Annotated in this window: 10 protein-coding genes; 3 read left to right on the plus strand and 7 right to left on the minus strand. The window is 43.5% G+C overall.

All coding sequences use genetic code 11. The features are described 5' to 3' along the window. Positions 1-87: 87 nt before the first annotated feature. From C7Y66_RS16910 to C7Y66_RS16920, 3 genes are all read right to left on the minus strand, one after another. Positions 88-2,106, minus strand: a complete 2,019-nt coding sequence (locus C7Y66_RS16910) for an ATP-binding protein (protein ID WP_106546487.1) — start codon at positions 2,104-2,106, stop codon at positions 88-90. Between the two features lie 120 nt (positions 2,107-2,226). Next, positions 2,227-4,923: a type I DNA topoisomerase gene (gene topA, locus C7Y66_RS16915; protein ID WP_106546488.1), complete on the minus strand. Its 2,697-nt coding sequence runs from the start codon at positions 4,921-4,923 to the stop codon at positions 2,227-2,229. Positions 4,924-5,666: 743 nt separating this feature from the next. After that, positions 5,667-5,873 carry a hypothetical protein gene (locus C7Y66_RS16920; protein ID WP_106546489.1) on the minus strand — a complete coding sequence of 69 codons (207 nt, stop codon included), beginning with the start codon at positions 5,871-5,873 and terminating at the stop codon, positions 5,667-5,669. Positions 5,874-5,938: 65 nt separating this feature from the next. On the opposite strand from C7Y66_RS16920, the gene C7Y66_RS16925 reads away from it, so the two are divergent. Beyond that, positions 5,939-6,280 carry a type II toxin-antitoxin system RelE/ParE family toxin gene (locus C7Y66_RS16925; protein WP_106546490.1) on the plus strand — a complete coding sequence of 114 codons (342 nt, stop codon included), beginning with the start codon at positions 5,939-5,941 and terminating at the stop codon, positions 6,278-6,280. Positions 6,281-6,284: 4 nt separating this feature from the next. Further along, positions 6,285-6,599 (plus strand): helix-turn-helix transcriptional regulator, encoded by a 315-nt coding sequence (locus C7Y66_RS16930; protein ID WP_106546491.1) that lies wholly within the window; start codon positions 6,285-6,287, stop codon positions 6,597-6,599. 168 nt (positions 6,600-6,767) lie between these two features. Here the strand turns inward: C7Y66_RS16930 and C7Y66_RS16935 are convergent, their stop codons facing one another. The 3 genes from C7Y66_RS16935 to C7Y66_RS16945 form a co-directional block, all read right to left on the minus strand. Then, positions 6,768-7,034, minus strand: coding sequence for a type II toxin-antitoxin system YafQ family toxin (locus C7Y66_RS16935; protein WP_106546492.1), 267 nt, complete (start codon positions 7,032-7,034; stop codon positions 6,768-6,770). Positions 7,035-7,036: 2 nt separating this feature from the next. After that, on the minus strand, positions 7,037-7,243 hold the full coding sequence (locus C7Y66_RS16940; RefSeq protein ID WP_106546493.1) for a hypothetical protein: 207 nt from the start codon (positions 7,241-7,243) through the stop codon (positions 7,037-7,039). Between the two features lie 416 nt (positions 7,244-7,659). Continuing rightward, a complete protein-coding gene (locus tag C7Y66_RS16945) occupies positions 7,660-8,136 on the minus strand; it encodes a hypothetical protein (protein WP_106546494.1) in 477 nt (158 codons plus the stop codon). A gap of 388 nt (positions 8,137-8,524) precedes the next feature. Between C7Y66_RS16945 and C7Y66_RS16950 the strand changes: the two genes are divergently transcribed. Continuing rightward, the gene (locus C7Y66_RS16950) at positions 8,525-14,272 is read left to right on the plus strand and encodes an alpha-2-macroglobulin (RefSeq protein ID WP_199197482.1); all 5,748 of its coding nucleotides are present in this window, start codon (positions 8,525-8,527) and stop codon (positions 14,270-14,272) included. 16 nt (positions 14,273-14,288) lie between these two features. Here C7Y66_RS16950 and ilvA read toward each other — a convergent pair whose 3' ends face one another. Next, positions 14,289-15,800: a threonine ammonia-lyase, biosynthetic gene (gene ilvA / locus C7Y66_RS16955; RefSeq protein ID WP_106546495.1), complete on the minus strand. Its 1,512-nt coding sequence runs from the start codon at positions 15,798-15,800 to the stop codon at positions 14,289-14,291. Positions 15,801-15,847: the final 47 nt, after the last annotated feature.

Consider the following 15,847-nt stretch of genomic DNA (forward strand, 5'->3'; position numbering starts at 1 on the left):
TCCCCACTCCCTTCGGTCGTGGGGTCCCCGAGTTCCCCCTTGTCCTTCTTGTCCCCCTTGTCCTCCCTGCTCGTGCGCTCCCTTTCTTCATTGATAACTGTCCTTAGTTGGGCAAACCTCATAAAGTGGTAGGGTAACTTGAAATGTCGTACCTACGCCAATTTCACTTTCTACTGTAATTGTTCCCTGATGGGCTTCAACAGACTTTTTGACAATGGCAAGTCCTAATCCCGTGCCTGGAATTGTACCGACATTACTAGCCCGATGAAACGTCTCAAATAATTGGGATAGTTCTGTTTGCGGAATACCGATCCCTTGGTCTTGAACTTGGAAAATCAGATGTTCTAATTGAAAGATTAGCTCGAAATTGACAGCACCACCTTTAGGAGAATATTTAATTGCATTTGAGAGTAAATTACTAAAAATGTGTCGTAGGAGCTTTTCATCCATACAAGCATGAATATACTGGCGCTTGCAATGAAATAAAACCTTATGGTTTTTGGCAGTTATTTCTATTTCTTCTATTAGTTCTTGACAAAAGTTGACGACATCAATCGAGTGGGGATTAAATTCAATTTTTCCAGCTTCTACTTTACCAATCAAAAGTACATCATTTAAAAGTCCGGTCATGTGTTTTACAGAATTAGCAATTCGCTGAAAATGCTGATTTTTGCGATCTTCTGTCCATTTGTAACCATAATCTCGTAGTAACTCTGTTGAAGATAAAATTGTAGTTAATGGTGTCCGAAATTCATGAGAAGCTATAGAGATAAATTTACTTTTCATCTCGTTCAAATGCTTTTCTTGTTGTAAAGCTCGATCGGTTTCTGCTTTGGCAGCCTCAGCTACTCTTACCTGTAACATCGCCGCTTCTATTCTTTTCTTTTCAGTTATATCTCGCGCTACACAAACGAAACCCTGCTTGTTCCCCTGTTCGTCAACAATAGCAGAAGAACTAAAAGATACAGGAATTGCTCTACCTGCGGCTGTTAACAGATTTGTTTCCAGATTGAGATTTAACCCGCGATCGGCTAACGTATAAACACTCAAGTTTGTGTTTTGGCTTAGAAAAATATCGATCGACTTACCAAGTAATTTGCTTTCTGAAAACCCAAGTAAATCGAGTGTTGCTTGATTTACCTTAGTAACAATTCGCTCTGGATTAGTTACAATTAGTAAATCTGACATCGAACTGAGAATTTTATCTAAATAGATTTGAGATACTGTTGTTCTCGATAAACCTAATATCATTTGATTAAAAGCATCAGCTAAAACTCCGAGTTCATCGTGAGAATCGATCGCAACTCTAGTTTCTAAATGACCTTCTCCAACCTGAATTGCTGCTCCTTTTAGCTTGTCGATCGGTTTAAGAATAGAACGAGAAATGAAATAGCCTAGAATAATGGCAGTTATGACAGCAGCTAAAGTTGAGGAGACAATCGCGCGCTCTCCCATGAGAAACATTTTTTCGGTTTCTCTAACTTCAGTTGATAAACTATTTTCGGCTCGCTGTTTGTATTCCTCGACCTCGGGCAATATGCTTTTTTCTACATACCATTCTAATTTATCTGCTAAAAGCTGCTTGGCATCCCACTCATTAGTAGATAGTAATTGTAAATATTGCGTAACTAAAGTTTTATATCTTAAAAAATTGGCTTTTAATGCCTTAAGGCTTTGATAACTTTTCTCAGCTTCTTCTCGCGTAAGTTCAGTTTCAAAACTTACTATCAATGCCGGATCGTTTTTCTGAATTCTATCATTTATATTGTTTTCTATTGTATTTAATTTAGACTCGATTAGTGCAATAATTTCTCCTCTACTATATATATGTATTTCTCCAATTGAAAGTTTATGCGTTGCTACATTTACTGCTTGTATGTCAGCGATCGCCCGACCGGAGAACTCAAATTCATAAATGTATTTTTTGTTGATTCGCTCTATATGAGCGTGAGTATTTTTATCGACAACCAATGATAGACAACCGATTGAGCCTACTAATAAAGAAGTCCCGACAAAACCTATAGTTAACTTTTGACGAATCTTCATGTTAGAAACCAATTTATGGGAGTCGCGATCGCGCTGATAGCTATAGCTATGCATTTTCATTTCAACTTCCGGGAATTGCGATCGACGACCGTAAAAATACGGGTGTATTCCGTATCTCCAAAAAAAATAGAGGCGCAAACGCTTGCGTCTCTACAATCGAACTTATAACCAGTTAAGAATCTATGAAGTCTTAGTTTTTGATTTAGAAGCAGTCGTGGTCTTGCGAGTGCTGCTAGCGGTTTTTTTCTTGGCTGTAGTTGCAGTCCCGTTACCGTTAGCACTTGCCTTAGTAGATTTGCGCGTTGTTGACTTTTTACCGCTCGATTCCTTGGCTGACAATAGTTCTAACGCTTTTTCTAAAGTCATATCTTCTACTTTTTGTCCCTCCGGTAATCCCGCGTTGGTCTTACCGTGCTTGACGTAAAGCCCGTAGGGTCCCTCAAAGATATTGACTGGTTCTCCGTCCCCCGGATGAGCGCCCAACTCGCGTAATGCTGATTTGGATTTGCTGCTGGTACGTCGTCCTTTCTTGGGTTCGGCAAGAATCTCTAGCGCCCGTTCTAGAGTCACTGTCAATACGTTGTCACTGACTTTAAGCGATCGATAGTCTTTGCCTTCCTTACCTTGGTCGTGGACGACATAGGGTCCATAGGGTCCAATACTAGCTTGAATTTTGCCTCCCGTTGCTGGGTGAGTACCAAGTAGCCGCGGTAGAGATAGCAAACCAACAGCTGTCTCTAGGGTGAGGTTATCGGGCGTGACACCTTTAGGCAACGAGGCTTGCTTGGGTTTGGGCTTATCCTCAGTTTTTTCCCCTAGTTGCACGTAAGGACCGTGAGGACCGATCTTGACATAGATCGGCTCTCCAGTTTCAGGGTGAATCCCTACTTTGTCCGGTCCTTCGGTTTTCTGTTTGAGCAACTTTTCCACTAATTCGGCATCTAAATCTGCCGGAGTCCAGTCTTTAGGAATGGAAGCAGTCACAGTATCGCTACCGTTCTGTGCTTCGATATAAGGACCGTAACTACCGATGCGGACTTTTGCTTCTAAGTCATCAAAAGCGACCGTTCTCGCAACGTTGGCTTCAATTTGACTTTCCCGTGCCTTAACTAGAGTTTCCAGTCCCGCATCGCCTGAATAAAACTTGCGGAGATATGGCAACCAAGCTGCTTCACCCGTGGCAATATCATCCAAGGTTTGCTCCATTTTGGAGGTAAAGCTAGGGTCTACCAAGTCAGGAAAATGCTGTTCTAACAAGGCAGTGACAGCAAAGGCGGTGAAAGTAGGAACGAGGGCGTTGCTGACGATTTGGGCATAGCCTCGGTCTACAATCGTGCCGATGATGCTGGCGTAGGTACTGGGGCGACCGATACCCTCGCTTTCTAGGGTTTTAACGAGAGAAGCTTCCGTATATCTCGCAGGGGGTTGGGTTTCGTGTCCGATCGCCTCTAGGTTTTTGCAGTCGGGGCGATCGCCTTTTTTCATCGGTGGTAAAATGACTTCCCGATCTTCTAATGCTGCTTCTGGGTCGTCGTAACCCTCCACATAAGCACGTAGGAAGCCAGGAAAATCAATTCGCTTCCCACTAGACCTAAATCCCGCGTCTTCTACCTGTAATTGCACGATAACTTGAGTTTGGCGCGAGTCTGCCATTTGGGTCGCCACGGTGCGCTTCCAGATCAAATCGTAGAGATCGAATTCTCTGCCACTCAAACCTGTCTCCTTGGGCGTGCGGAAGCTACTTCCAGCGGGGCGAATGGCTTCGTGTGCTTCTTGTGCGCCTTTACTTTTGGTGGAGTACTGGCGCGGTTGGGGACTGAGATAATTTTTGCCATACATCTGCTCGACGCAACTACGGGCAGCTGCGATCGCCTGCTCGGATAAATGCACCGAGTCGGTACGCATGTAAGTAATATATCCCTGTTCGTAGAGGTTTTGAGCGACCCGCATCGTGTCCCGCGCCGACAAGCGCAGTTTGCGGTTAGATTCCTGTTGCAGGGTAGAGGTGGTAAAGGGTGGTGCGGGTTTGCGCGTCGTAGGACGTTCTTCTAAATCCGTCACCGTCCAAGGTTTGCCCGTTAAACGCTCTAGTAGTTCCCTGGCTTGGGTTTCATTCAATAAAACAACATTGCGTCCGGCAACGATCTGCCCTGTATCTGGGTCAAAATCGCTGCCATTGGCGACTTTTGTACCAGCTAGGGTGGTGAGTTTGGCTTCAAATTCACCTTTCGCCTCTTTGCCTTTCGCCTCCAAGGTAGCTTTGAGATCCCAGTAACTCCCTTGGCGGAAAGCGCGGCGTTGCCGTTCGCGGTTAACTAAAAGTCTGACTGCAACTGACTGGACTCGTCCGGCGGATAGCCCTTTGGCTATTTTTTTCCACAGTAGGGGGGATAGGGTGTATCCTACCAGGCGATCGAGTATTCGGCGCGTTTCTTGGGCGCGGACGAGTTGTTCGTCAACGGTGCGGCAATTTTTCAGCGCTTTGCGGATTGCGTCTTGGGTAATTTCGTGGAATACCATCCGCTTGACCGGAACTTTTGGCTGGAGTAGCTGCAACAAGTGCCAGCTAATGCTTTCGCCCTCTCGGTCTTCGTCTGTCGCCAGTACGAGTTCGTCAGCAGATTTTAGTGCTTCTTTGAGCTGCGTGACAATTTTCTTTTTATCCTTGGGAATCACGTACAGCGGTTCAAAGTCACTTTCCACATTCACGCCCAACTGCGCCCATTTTTCCCCTTTAACGTTGGCGGGAATATCGGTGGCTGATTGGGGTAGGTCGCGTACGTGACCCATAGACGCTTCTACCCGAAAGTCCCTTGGTAGGTAGTTACGGATGGTGCGTGCTTTGGTGGGGGATTCGACGATAACGAGAGTTGACATGAGAACCTAAAGGAAAAATAGCGGCTGCGGCTGAAAAATCAGAATTAAGGATTTATCGGTCGGATGTCAATAGTTCACTCCTAGTACGATTGGATTGGGTCAGCATCAAGTGCCTATTGCAGAAAGCGATCGCTGCGGTGGGCATAGCTCCAGCCTCTCCTACCAAACTATTTCCATCTTTAACTTATATCTAGCATTAGTGGCTACCATTAAATGCAAGTTATAGTTCTAGACAATAGCTGGAAGTCCAGGCAGGTAGTGCCAAAATTCACATAAAAATTTTATAATTCATGCCGCTCGCTCTTGGTAGTTGCAAGGGCGATTTTCTCGGAAATAGCTTTACTTTACACGGTTGGCATCTGAAAAAATGCAGATGTACTGAAGTTATGCAGCATAATCGAGGGTAGAGCGGTTTTTGTAGTTTTTTGTAGTGTAAACGAAACGATGCGGCGATCGCGCGATGTTACTTGATGTTACCCGAGGTATTGTTCGATTACTCGTACAGCAATTTGAGAGAAAGAGTTCATAGGATTGCAGACATTCAATCTTGAAGGATAAGGGGCATTATAGGCACAAGGCAGCACTATCTACCTCCGTATCATTTCTGATAGAGCGTGAATTTAGAATTTGAATTTGGAATTTTAGGTAATATAAATTTGTATCCGCTCGCAATTTAACTGAGGTGCGATCGCATGATCTTTTAAGCACAATTAGCGCAAAATACAGCCAATTACCAAGGTTTTTTATTGTCCGCGTCCTGGTTTACAATGTGCAAAACCTAACGCTTCTGTATCCAAAAAACTAGCGATCGCCATCTCAACTACTGCTTCAATTGGGTATTCGATTTCAGCAGCACGAGCAATTAAGGCGGTGCGAATTCGTTCGGGCAAGCGTCCTAAAATGACTTCGGCATCAGCAGGAGAGAGTTGCTCTTGAAGTTTGGCTTGCATGGCTTTACCTGAATTGTTGGATTGTGGCAACTATATGAATATATCAGATATGATATAAATAACACATGAATGAAACGGATAAACCTTTGGTTTGGTTGCATGGCGAGATCAAAACACCTCCTTTTAGCCAAGTAGCACGCATAGAAGCAGGAGTTTTGCTGCGACGGTTACAGCAAGGTGACAACTTAGGACTGCCCCATTCAAGACCAATGACAAGTATTGGGACACGCTGCCACGAACTACGGATTCGAGATGCAGATAAGAATTGGAGAATCATCTACCGAATTGATGACGACGCAATTCTAATTCTTGAAGTGTTCAATAAGACAACTAGAACAACACCTACCAGTGTTATCGATATCTGTCAAAAACGACTCAGCAAATACGACAAAGATATACAGGATTAATTGTATGAAAGAAGTCAAAAGAAAAAAACTAGAAGAAAAAGGTTGGAAAGTCGGAACTGTTGCAGAATTTTTAGATCTTACCCCAGAAGAAACTACACTTATTGAAATTAAGCTTGCTCTCAGCCGTCACCTCAAAGAACGGCGACAAAAATTAATGACCCAAACTGTACTTGCAGAGAAATTACACTCTAGCCAACCTCGAATCGCTAAGGCTGAAAATGGTGATGCTTCAGTTTCTATTGAATTACTCATTCGGGCAATGCTAGCAACAGGCGCAACTCCTCAAGAAATTGGACAAGTTATTGCACAAGTGGGCTAAATTTAAACACTCTAATTGAAACAATCGTATGCTAGAAAAGTGGCGATCGCGATTTAACTGGGGTGCGATCGCGTGAGTTTTTAAGTGCAATTAACACAAAATAAACCCAGCTACTGAGTTTGTTCTAGTAGAGATTTAGTAATAAATGAGCTATGTTGCCACTGCTGCTTAATACACTTCGTCATGGCTACCAATATCTACAAACACAGCTTTTCCATCTTCTGTAAAGTAGAACAATACTCTCTGGTCATAATCTATGCTAAAACTCCAAAATTCTTTGAGGTTGCCTGATAATTTGTGAGTTTTTAAGCTGGGAGCAAATGGAGCTATAATAAACTGCTCTAATTTCTGCCAAAATCTCGCCTCTAAATCTACATCGCTCTTAATACGTTTTTTAAAAGCACGTTTGAATGAGGAACTGAAACTGACTTCCACTATTATTCCTCTATCAGTTGCTTCAGTTCATTAATGTTGGCGGAAAATTTTAGTTCGCCTTTTTGCTGTTCAACCTGCGCCAATTGAAAGTTTTTATATATCTGTTGTCGGCGTTCTTCACGGATATACTGTTTCAGTAGCAGTTGGATTTCTTGTTTTTCGTCAGTGGATAGACTTTTGATTGCCTCGACCACATCGCTGAAGGTCATAGTGTACAAATCCTTTTCATGCTTACTCAATTACTTTAACATATCGCTTGTTGTGGGCGATCGCGCGTTGGCTGTAAGGGAATTGTTAGTTTGCGATCGCATCTTAAGTGATTAAATTGCGATCGCATGAGTTTCTTAGTACAATTAGCGCAAAATAAACTCAATTGCCGATGTTTTTATATGAGTCATTCAGCTAAAAATTAAGTAACTCAAATAAAAAATTTTCAGAATTAGTCTAATATCTATTACCAGGTTGCTAACTAACAATGAAAGCGAGCAACAGGATAGTAGCACCGAACGAAGCGCGAAAACTTTGCACGTCCGCTCCAAAGCGTTATTAGGCTTCTTACGGCGACTGAAAATGTTGCCACGATCATCCTTGCCTCCGATCCTATTTTGAATTACTTATCCGGTACTTAAGCTGCTCTCCCCTTCTTGATAACCTGCATAGCAAGGTTGTAACATTCATCGACGTGCATATCACCGATAGTTTTCATCGCAGCGATGCTAATTGCAAGTGCTGCGCTTTGTCCAATGATTGGGATAAACTTTGCAACTTGCCTTGCTCCAACTCGGATACCAACCCGTTTGAGAATAGTCAAAATTAATTGTTTGGTGATTACCTTACCCGCTAATTGAGTTCCCATGTTAGAAACAAGTCCATAAACTATTGCTTTCATTTGTGGATCAAGTTTTTCTATCTGGTCTGGGGAAAGTCCAAATTTACTATTGATAGCAGGAAGTAGTTGCAAGAGCAATCCAACATCAGCCGCAATGTCAAGTCCTGGAATTGGAACAAGGTTCGCTGCACCTGAAACGACTGCTCGCTTGACTACCATCTGTTTGCATTCTTTACGGATTTCTTCTAGTTCGCTGAGATTTGTCGGAAGCATTTAATAAACCCTAACCTTTCTATATTAGGATTCCCCGAAAAGCTACCTAACTATCTACTAGGCTGAAACTTTCTATATAACTACCTCGTATAGTTGTTTAATAAAATATCGCTTATTTAGTTATTTCTTCCTTATCTTCAAGATAGTTTTGAAGAACTCGATTAAGTTGCTGTAACTCAAATAATTCAAGAGAGATTGAAGTTGGTCAAGTATTTGATCGAAGAGTACCTGAGACATTAAGATTAACCTGCGATCGCATTCTCTTATCCATCTATTTTACAATCCTGTAATACCAAAAGACAGACTAGTAAAGAATTGTAGGGATTTCGGAACGATTTAGCCGCATGAGCTATCACAGGAATACTGTGCGAGTAAAGCGAGGCGAACTGTGGCTACGGGTGTGAGAATTGGGGTGTATTTCCTACTAGTATTAACACTTGTACTGGGTATAGCAGGGTGTGGTACGGCGCGGTTATCGGATGAACCACTACCAATAGTTACACCAATTCCACCGCCACCATTACCGAATTGGATTGAACAAATTAGTCCGATTGGAGAAGCTGAAACAAAAGCCCAAATTCGGATTCGGTTTAAAGAGGCGCTAATTCCAGTTGAGAGTATAGATAGCAGCCAAGATATCTTAAAGAAATTTGAACTTTACCCGCCTTTACCAGGACAATTTCGCTTTCTCACGCCGCGCATGGTAGGATGGCAAGGCGATCGCGCTTTACCGAAAGCTACACGGGTTAGAATTACCCTGAAAGCTGGATTGGCAGATTTAAAAAATCATCGTTTAGATAAGGATCTGGCTTGGACTTTCAGTACTGAAGCAATTAAGTTATTCAACTTACCAGGAATCGAGCCTAATTCGGAATCTTCATCTGAACCTTTGGGTTTGCAACCAACGCTGAAATTTAGTTCTAATGTCGAATTAAATTTAGAGTCTTTATCAAAACATGTCCAACTTGTAGCAGAGGAGAAAAAACAAAGCGTACCGCTGAAATTTCAGTTAGAGAAACAGGAAGTTATTGAGGAAGGTAATTCAGCTCAAGAGAAATTCGATCCTGCTAATCGCGATCGCAATTATACCATAATACCGCAACAAAATCTAGAAAAAGCAACTCGTTATCGTTTAGAATTTGCCCGTGGTTTGCTGCCTTTACACGGAAATTTACCCAGTACATCTACTTTTGCAACTCAGGTACAAACTTACGCACCTTTAGCATTTAATAAAATTGAGTATATCGGACAAGCTGATGCTGGTGGGGCATACGGTAGATTTGTTCAAGGTAGCCCCCAACTAATATTTAATAATGGTTTGGTCGCAGAATCTGCGATCGCCAATATTACAATTCAGCCAGCACCTAAAAAATTGCCTCGTTTGGTACAAGCTTACGAAGGTAATAATATAGTCAATCTCAATCCCTATGCTTTAGAACCAGCAACGACTTATACTGTTACTTTGGGTGCAAATCTTAAAGATAAGTTTGGGCAAACTCTCGGTAAACTAATTACTCAAAAATTCACCACAAGTGATGTTTCTCCCGATATTTGGGTTCCCACAGATTTGAATATCTTTCCTGATGGCAAAAATTTACAACTGAATATTAGCACGGTTAATTTACCTGAGTCGAGGTATAAAGCAGCCTATAAAGTCGTACAACCAGAAGATTTAGTTTATATTGATTCCGCCTATCCTAGAGGTGATGGTAACGATTTACTTCCTTCTCAGAGTTCTTGGCAAAAGTTTCCTGTTAAAGGACGCAAGAATCAATCGGTTGATACGACTGTTCCTCTACGAGAAAAACTGGGTAACTCTACAGGAATGTTAGCTTATGGCGTGCAGGCGCGCACTAATTCTTATAAGGAAAATGGTAAGCAGCAATGGCGCGAACCGACATTTTACGGATTAGTACAGTTAACTAATTTGGGTGTATTTAGTCAGTGGTTTCCCGATTCAGGTTTGATTCGAGTTCATCATCTTTCAGACGGTGCTGCTGTAGCGAATGCAAATGTTGAAATTTACGAATCTAAATTAGGGGCAAAATCTAGAATTGTACCCGTAGCTTGTGCGGTTGGAAAAACCGATTTAACTGGAACTTTACTGCTAAATCGTCAAGCTTTGCAAACTTGCACGGGAGGTGCAGAGTTTAATACACCACCTAAGTTACTCGTAATTGCTCGTGAAGGTCAAGACTGGACTTTTGCGCGGAGTGATGAGTATAGCGGTTCCTATGGCTACGGGATTGATGCGGGATGGAACAGCAACGAAATTGAATCGCGGGGTACGATTTTCTCAGATCGTCAATTATATCAACCAGGGGAAAAGGCTGAGTTGACTGGCGCAGCTTATTATTTACAAAATGGCATTATTAAACAAGATAAAAATGTATCTTATCAAGTTACGCTAGAAAATCCGAACGGAGAAAAGATAGATTTAGGTACTCAAACTACAAATGAATTCGGGACGTTTTCCTTAGAAATACCTCTCAATTCCAGTCAACCTTTAGGATACTATTCAATTCGTGCTAAAGGTGAAAGTGGTGCAGAAATTTCTGGTGAATTTCGCGTGGCTGAATTTAAACCACCTAATTTCAAAGTAGAATTGGATTTAGGTAAAGAATTCGTCCTATCTAACGATAAAATTGCAGCTACAGCTCAAAGTAATTATTTATTTGGTGCGCCTGTAGAAGGAGGAAAAGCACAATATTACGTCACTCGCAGCCAAACTAATTTTAATCCTCAAGGCTGGGAACAATTTTCATTTGGACGACAGTGGTTTTGGCCCGAAGAAAGCCCTAATATTACTAGTGATGTATTGCGATCGCGTCAAGTTTTAGATGCAGCAGGGAAAAGTAGTCAAATTGTACCTGTAGCTAAGGATTTACCTTATCCGATGACCTATCGTGTAGACGTGCAGATCTCGGATGTTTCCAATCTATCTGTAGCTGATTCTCGCACGTTTACGGCACTACCGAGCGATCGCCTCATTGGTTTGCAAAGCGATTTTGTCGCCGATGCTGGTAAATCTTTTCCCATTCAAGTTATCGTCACCGATCCTACAGGCAAAGCCGTGACAGGGCAACAAGTCCGCATCGAGTTACAAGAAATGAAATACAGCAGCGTTACCCAGGTGGTAGAAGGTAGCCAGACTCCTCACAATCAAGTGGAATATAAAACGGTAGCGCAAACGCAGACATCATCTAGCAATACTCCTCAACTTGTTTACCTGACTCCGCCAACATCCGGTTCTTACCGCATTCGCGCTAATTTTACCAATGCTAAAGATGAAAGCACTGCTACTGATACGCAGATTTGGGCGACGGGCGATAATGGGGTAAACTGGGGCGATCGCTACACGAACAATCGCTTAGAACTCAAACTGGATAAAGATAGCTATCAACCTGGGGAAACAGCCACAGTATTGATTCAGTCTCCCTATCCCGAAGCAGAATTATATTTGGCAGTTGTACGCCACGATACTCTATATCGCACGATTATTCCAGTTAAAGGTGGTGCGCCGCAAGTTCAATTTCAAGTCACCGCAGATATGTTACCAAACGCCGCAGTCGAAGCGGTATTGGTACGCCAGGGTACTCCCATATCTCAAGTCGAACCAGGAAGTTTAGAAAATTTGGTACGAATTGGGTTTGCACCTTTCAAAATTAATTTAGAAGATAAGTATTTAAAAGTGCAAGTGAATCCCGAAAAGCGATCGCTTGCTCCTGGTGAAGCGCAAACTGTTGAATTACAATTACAAGATGGAGTAGGAAACCCACTTCAAGGACAGTTTGCTGTCATGGTGGTAAATGAAGCCGTGTTGCAATTAAGCGGTTATCGACTACCAGATTTGGTACAAACAGTATACGCCGAACAACCAATTTCTACTCGCTTTGCCGATAATCGTCCCAATGTGGTTTTATCATCCCTAGCATCTCCCCTCGATAAAGGTTGGGGTTACGGTGGCGGAAATTCTTCGGGATTGGCAAGTACCCGCGTGCGGACAAACTTTCAACCTTTAGCTTACTACAACGGCGCAGTGCAGACAGATGCAAGTGGAAAGGCAAAGGTTACGTTTAATCTACCCGATGATTTGACAACCTGGCGAGTCATGGCGGTTGCTACCGATGGCGATTTGCGCTTTGGAAATGGGGAAGAAACGTTTATTGCTACCAAACCCCTATTATCTAGTCCAATTCTGCCGCAGTTTGCCCGTATAGGCGATCGCTTTGATGCAGGTTTATCTGTCACCAATACTACAGGGCAATCGGGAACGCTAGCAATTCAAGGTACTGTAGATGGTTCCATACAATTTGCTGACAATAATTCTGGCGATTTATCAACCCCAACAAAATCTGGTACGAGTGCTTATCGTTTCCCCTTTGTTGCCACTCGTGCAGGCAAGTCTACAGTCAAATTTACCACGCAATTAGATAGTACAACCGATGCTTTCGCCGTGCCGTTAGAAGTTAAACCGCTAGAAGTGACAGAACAAGTGGTAGAGTCAGGATTAACAAGCGATCGCACTTCCATACCCTTAAATATAGATAACAATGTCGTCCCCGATGCTGGTGGATTAGAAATTTCTCTTGCTAGTACACCTATTGCTAATATTACCGCTCCAGTACGACAAGTTCTAGACGAAGAACGGTTGCCATTTTTAGAACCAGCCGCCAGTCTACTTGCGATCGCGGCAAACTTACAAATTCTTTCCCAACAATACGGGCAAAAGGTGACTGATTTCAACCCCAGTCAACAAGCAAAAGCACTAGAACGATTGCAAAAACTTCAGTTACCCGACGGCGGCTTTGCTAGCTTACCTGGCGAGAAAACATCAGATCCTTTTGTTTCTCCTTATGCAGCATCAGCAATTGCTACAGCCCAAACCGCAGGATTCGAGCTTAATGCTACAATGGTGAATCGCCTCAAAACTTACTTGCAAAAACTGTTGGCAAATCCCAGTCAATACGATTTTTGTAAAGAGTCGCCTTGTAAAGAAAGGGTACGCTTAGAAGCTGCGATCGCACTATCGGAATTAGGCAACAAACAGAATGATTTTCTTGCCGATATTTATAACGGACGCGATCGCTTCGATCTCGTTACCAAAATTAAATTAGCACGATACCTGCATCTATTTCCAGAATGGCAGCAAGAGGCGAAAATTCTGACGGATCAATTGCAAGAGATTGTATATGAAACCGGACGCAGTGCCGTGGTAAACTTACCTTCCGGTTGGCAGTGGTTGAATTCTCCTACCACAAGTCAAGCCCAAGCCTTACGATTATTTATCGATACTAAGGCAAAGCCTGAAGTTTTAGCTCGATTGTTGCAAGGACTCTTGGCGTTGCGAAGGGAAGGAACTTGGCAGACAACCTATGATAATGCTGAAGCACTCACCGCTTTGGTGCAATATATGCGGGTAGAGACGTTACATGTAACGTCTCTACAACCCACACCACCTAACTTTACAGCAAACGTGCAACTAGGAGGTAAAAACTTAACTGCAACTCAATTTGAAGGCTACCGCAAACCCAGTGTAGATATTTCCGTACCGATGACTCAGCTACCCCGTGGGCAAAAAAATTTAAATCTAACTTTGAAAAAATCCGGTCGCGGGATGCTACACTACCTACTTGCCTATCGCTATCGCCTCCAGGGAGAACAACCAGGGCGCTTAAACGGACTTAGGGTGACGCGAGAAATTCGTCCGGCTAATGAAACCAAGGCATTGCGGCGAATTGGCTTATATGCGCCTGCCGAACCCTTGACAGTTCCAGTCGGACAAGTGTTTGATATAGGTTTAGAAATAATTAGCGATCGCCCTGTAGATCGAGTTGTAATAACAGATCCTCTCCCCGCCGGATTTGAGGCTGTCGATACGAGTTTCCAAACCGCTACGCCCTATTTCCAACCGCAACAAGACAGTTGGGAAATTGGCTATCAAACAATATACCGCGATCGCGTGGTAGCTTACAGTGACAGGCTAGAACCTGGAGTCTATCAACTCCATTATCTCGTGCGATCGGTCACTCCAGGCATATTTCTTTGGTCTGGTGCAGAAGCGCATTTACAATATGCCCCAGAAGAATTTGGGCGTTGTAGTTCCTCGCGGTTGGTGATTCAAGATTCGCAGTGAGATTTTTACTCTCCATCTACCCCAAAAACAACTTATACGCCGGATTTTGACTTTCATCCCAATAATTCAATCCCAGCGTATCGAGAAACGCCTGCCACTGTTCCATTTCCTGGGGCGGAACTTGCATTCCCACTACGGCGCGTCCGTAGTCTGCCCCGTTGTTGCGGTAGTGAAACAAGCTAATATTCCAATTGGGACTCATGCAACCAACAAATTGCATCAATGCCCCAGGACGTTCGGGAAATTCAAATCGATAGAGTAATTCGTTACTAGCTAGGGGAGATCTTCCGCCTACCATGTGGCGCAAGTGTAATTTTGTCAGTTCGTCATCGGTTAAGTCAATGGTTTTCAATCCCACTGCTTCAAAGTTAGCTACCATCTTAGCTGCATCGGCGCGATTTTCAATTTGTACGCCGACAAAAATATGCGCTTCTTTTTCGTCGGCAATCCGATAGTTAAACTCAGTTAAATTGCGCTTGCCAATACATTCGCAAAACTGCCGCAGACTACCCCGTTGTTCGGGAATTGTCACGGCAAAGATAGCTTCTCGACGTTCGCCTAACTCTGCACGTTCGGCTACAAACCGCAGGCGATCGAAATTCATATTAGCACCGCAGGCGACAGCGACTAGCGTTTGTCCCTGAATTTGTTCTCGTTCTGCATAAGTTTTAGCAGCCGCGATCGCTAATGCCCCAGCAGGTTCTAAAATCGATCGCGTATCTTCAAATACGTCTTTAATTGCGGCGCAAGTATCATCTGTATCCACCAAAATGATGTCATCGACATACTGTTGGCACAACCGAAAGGTTTCTTCCCCGACTTCCCGTACCGCTACCCCATCGGCAAATAAGCCGACTTGAGGCAACCTTACCCTTTTTCCAGCTTTAAGAGACTGATACATCGCATCAGCATCTACGGGTTCTACGCCGATAATTTTGATTTCAGGGCGCAACCTTTTGACGTATGCCGCAATTCCCGAAATTAAACCACCACCCCCAATTGCCACAAAAATCGCGTGAATCGGTTGTTGGCACTGTCGTAAAATTTCCATCCCAATCGTACCCTGTCCGGCAATCACATACGGATCGTCGAAGGGATGAATAAACGTCATGCCTTTTTCAGCTTCTAATTGACGGGCATGAGTATAGGCATCATCGTATGTATTCCCATGCAATATAACCTCTCCCCCATGAGATCTGACTGCATTTATCTTCACCTGGGGAGTCGTCACGGGCATGACGATAATAGCGCGAGTTCCCAACTGGCGGGCTGCAAGCGCAACTCCTTGGGCGTGGTTTCCGGCAGATGCAGCAATGACACCCTGTGCCAACAACTCCGGTGCCAGTTGTGCCATCTTGTTATAAGCCCCCCGCAATTTGAAGGAAAAGACTGACTGCATATCCTCTCGCTTCAGCAGAAGTTTGTTGTTTATTCGAGTTGAGAGATTTGCAGCGTATTCTAGTGGAGATTCCTGGGCGACATCGTAGACGCGGGCAGTCAGAATTTGGACGAGATAATCGCAATACATGGGGGAGGCGAGCAAATACCTATGAAGGATAATTTTACGGCACTAGC

It is taken from the genome of Chroococcidiopsis sp. CCALA 051, from assembly GCF_003015105.1.
Classification (GTDB): Bacteria; Cyanobacteriota; Cyanobacteriia; order Cyanobacteriales; family Chroococcidiopsidaceae; genus Chroococcidiopsis; species Chroococcidiopsis thermalis.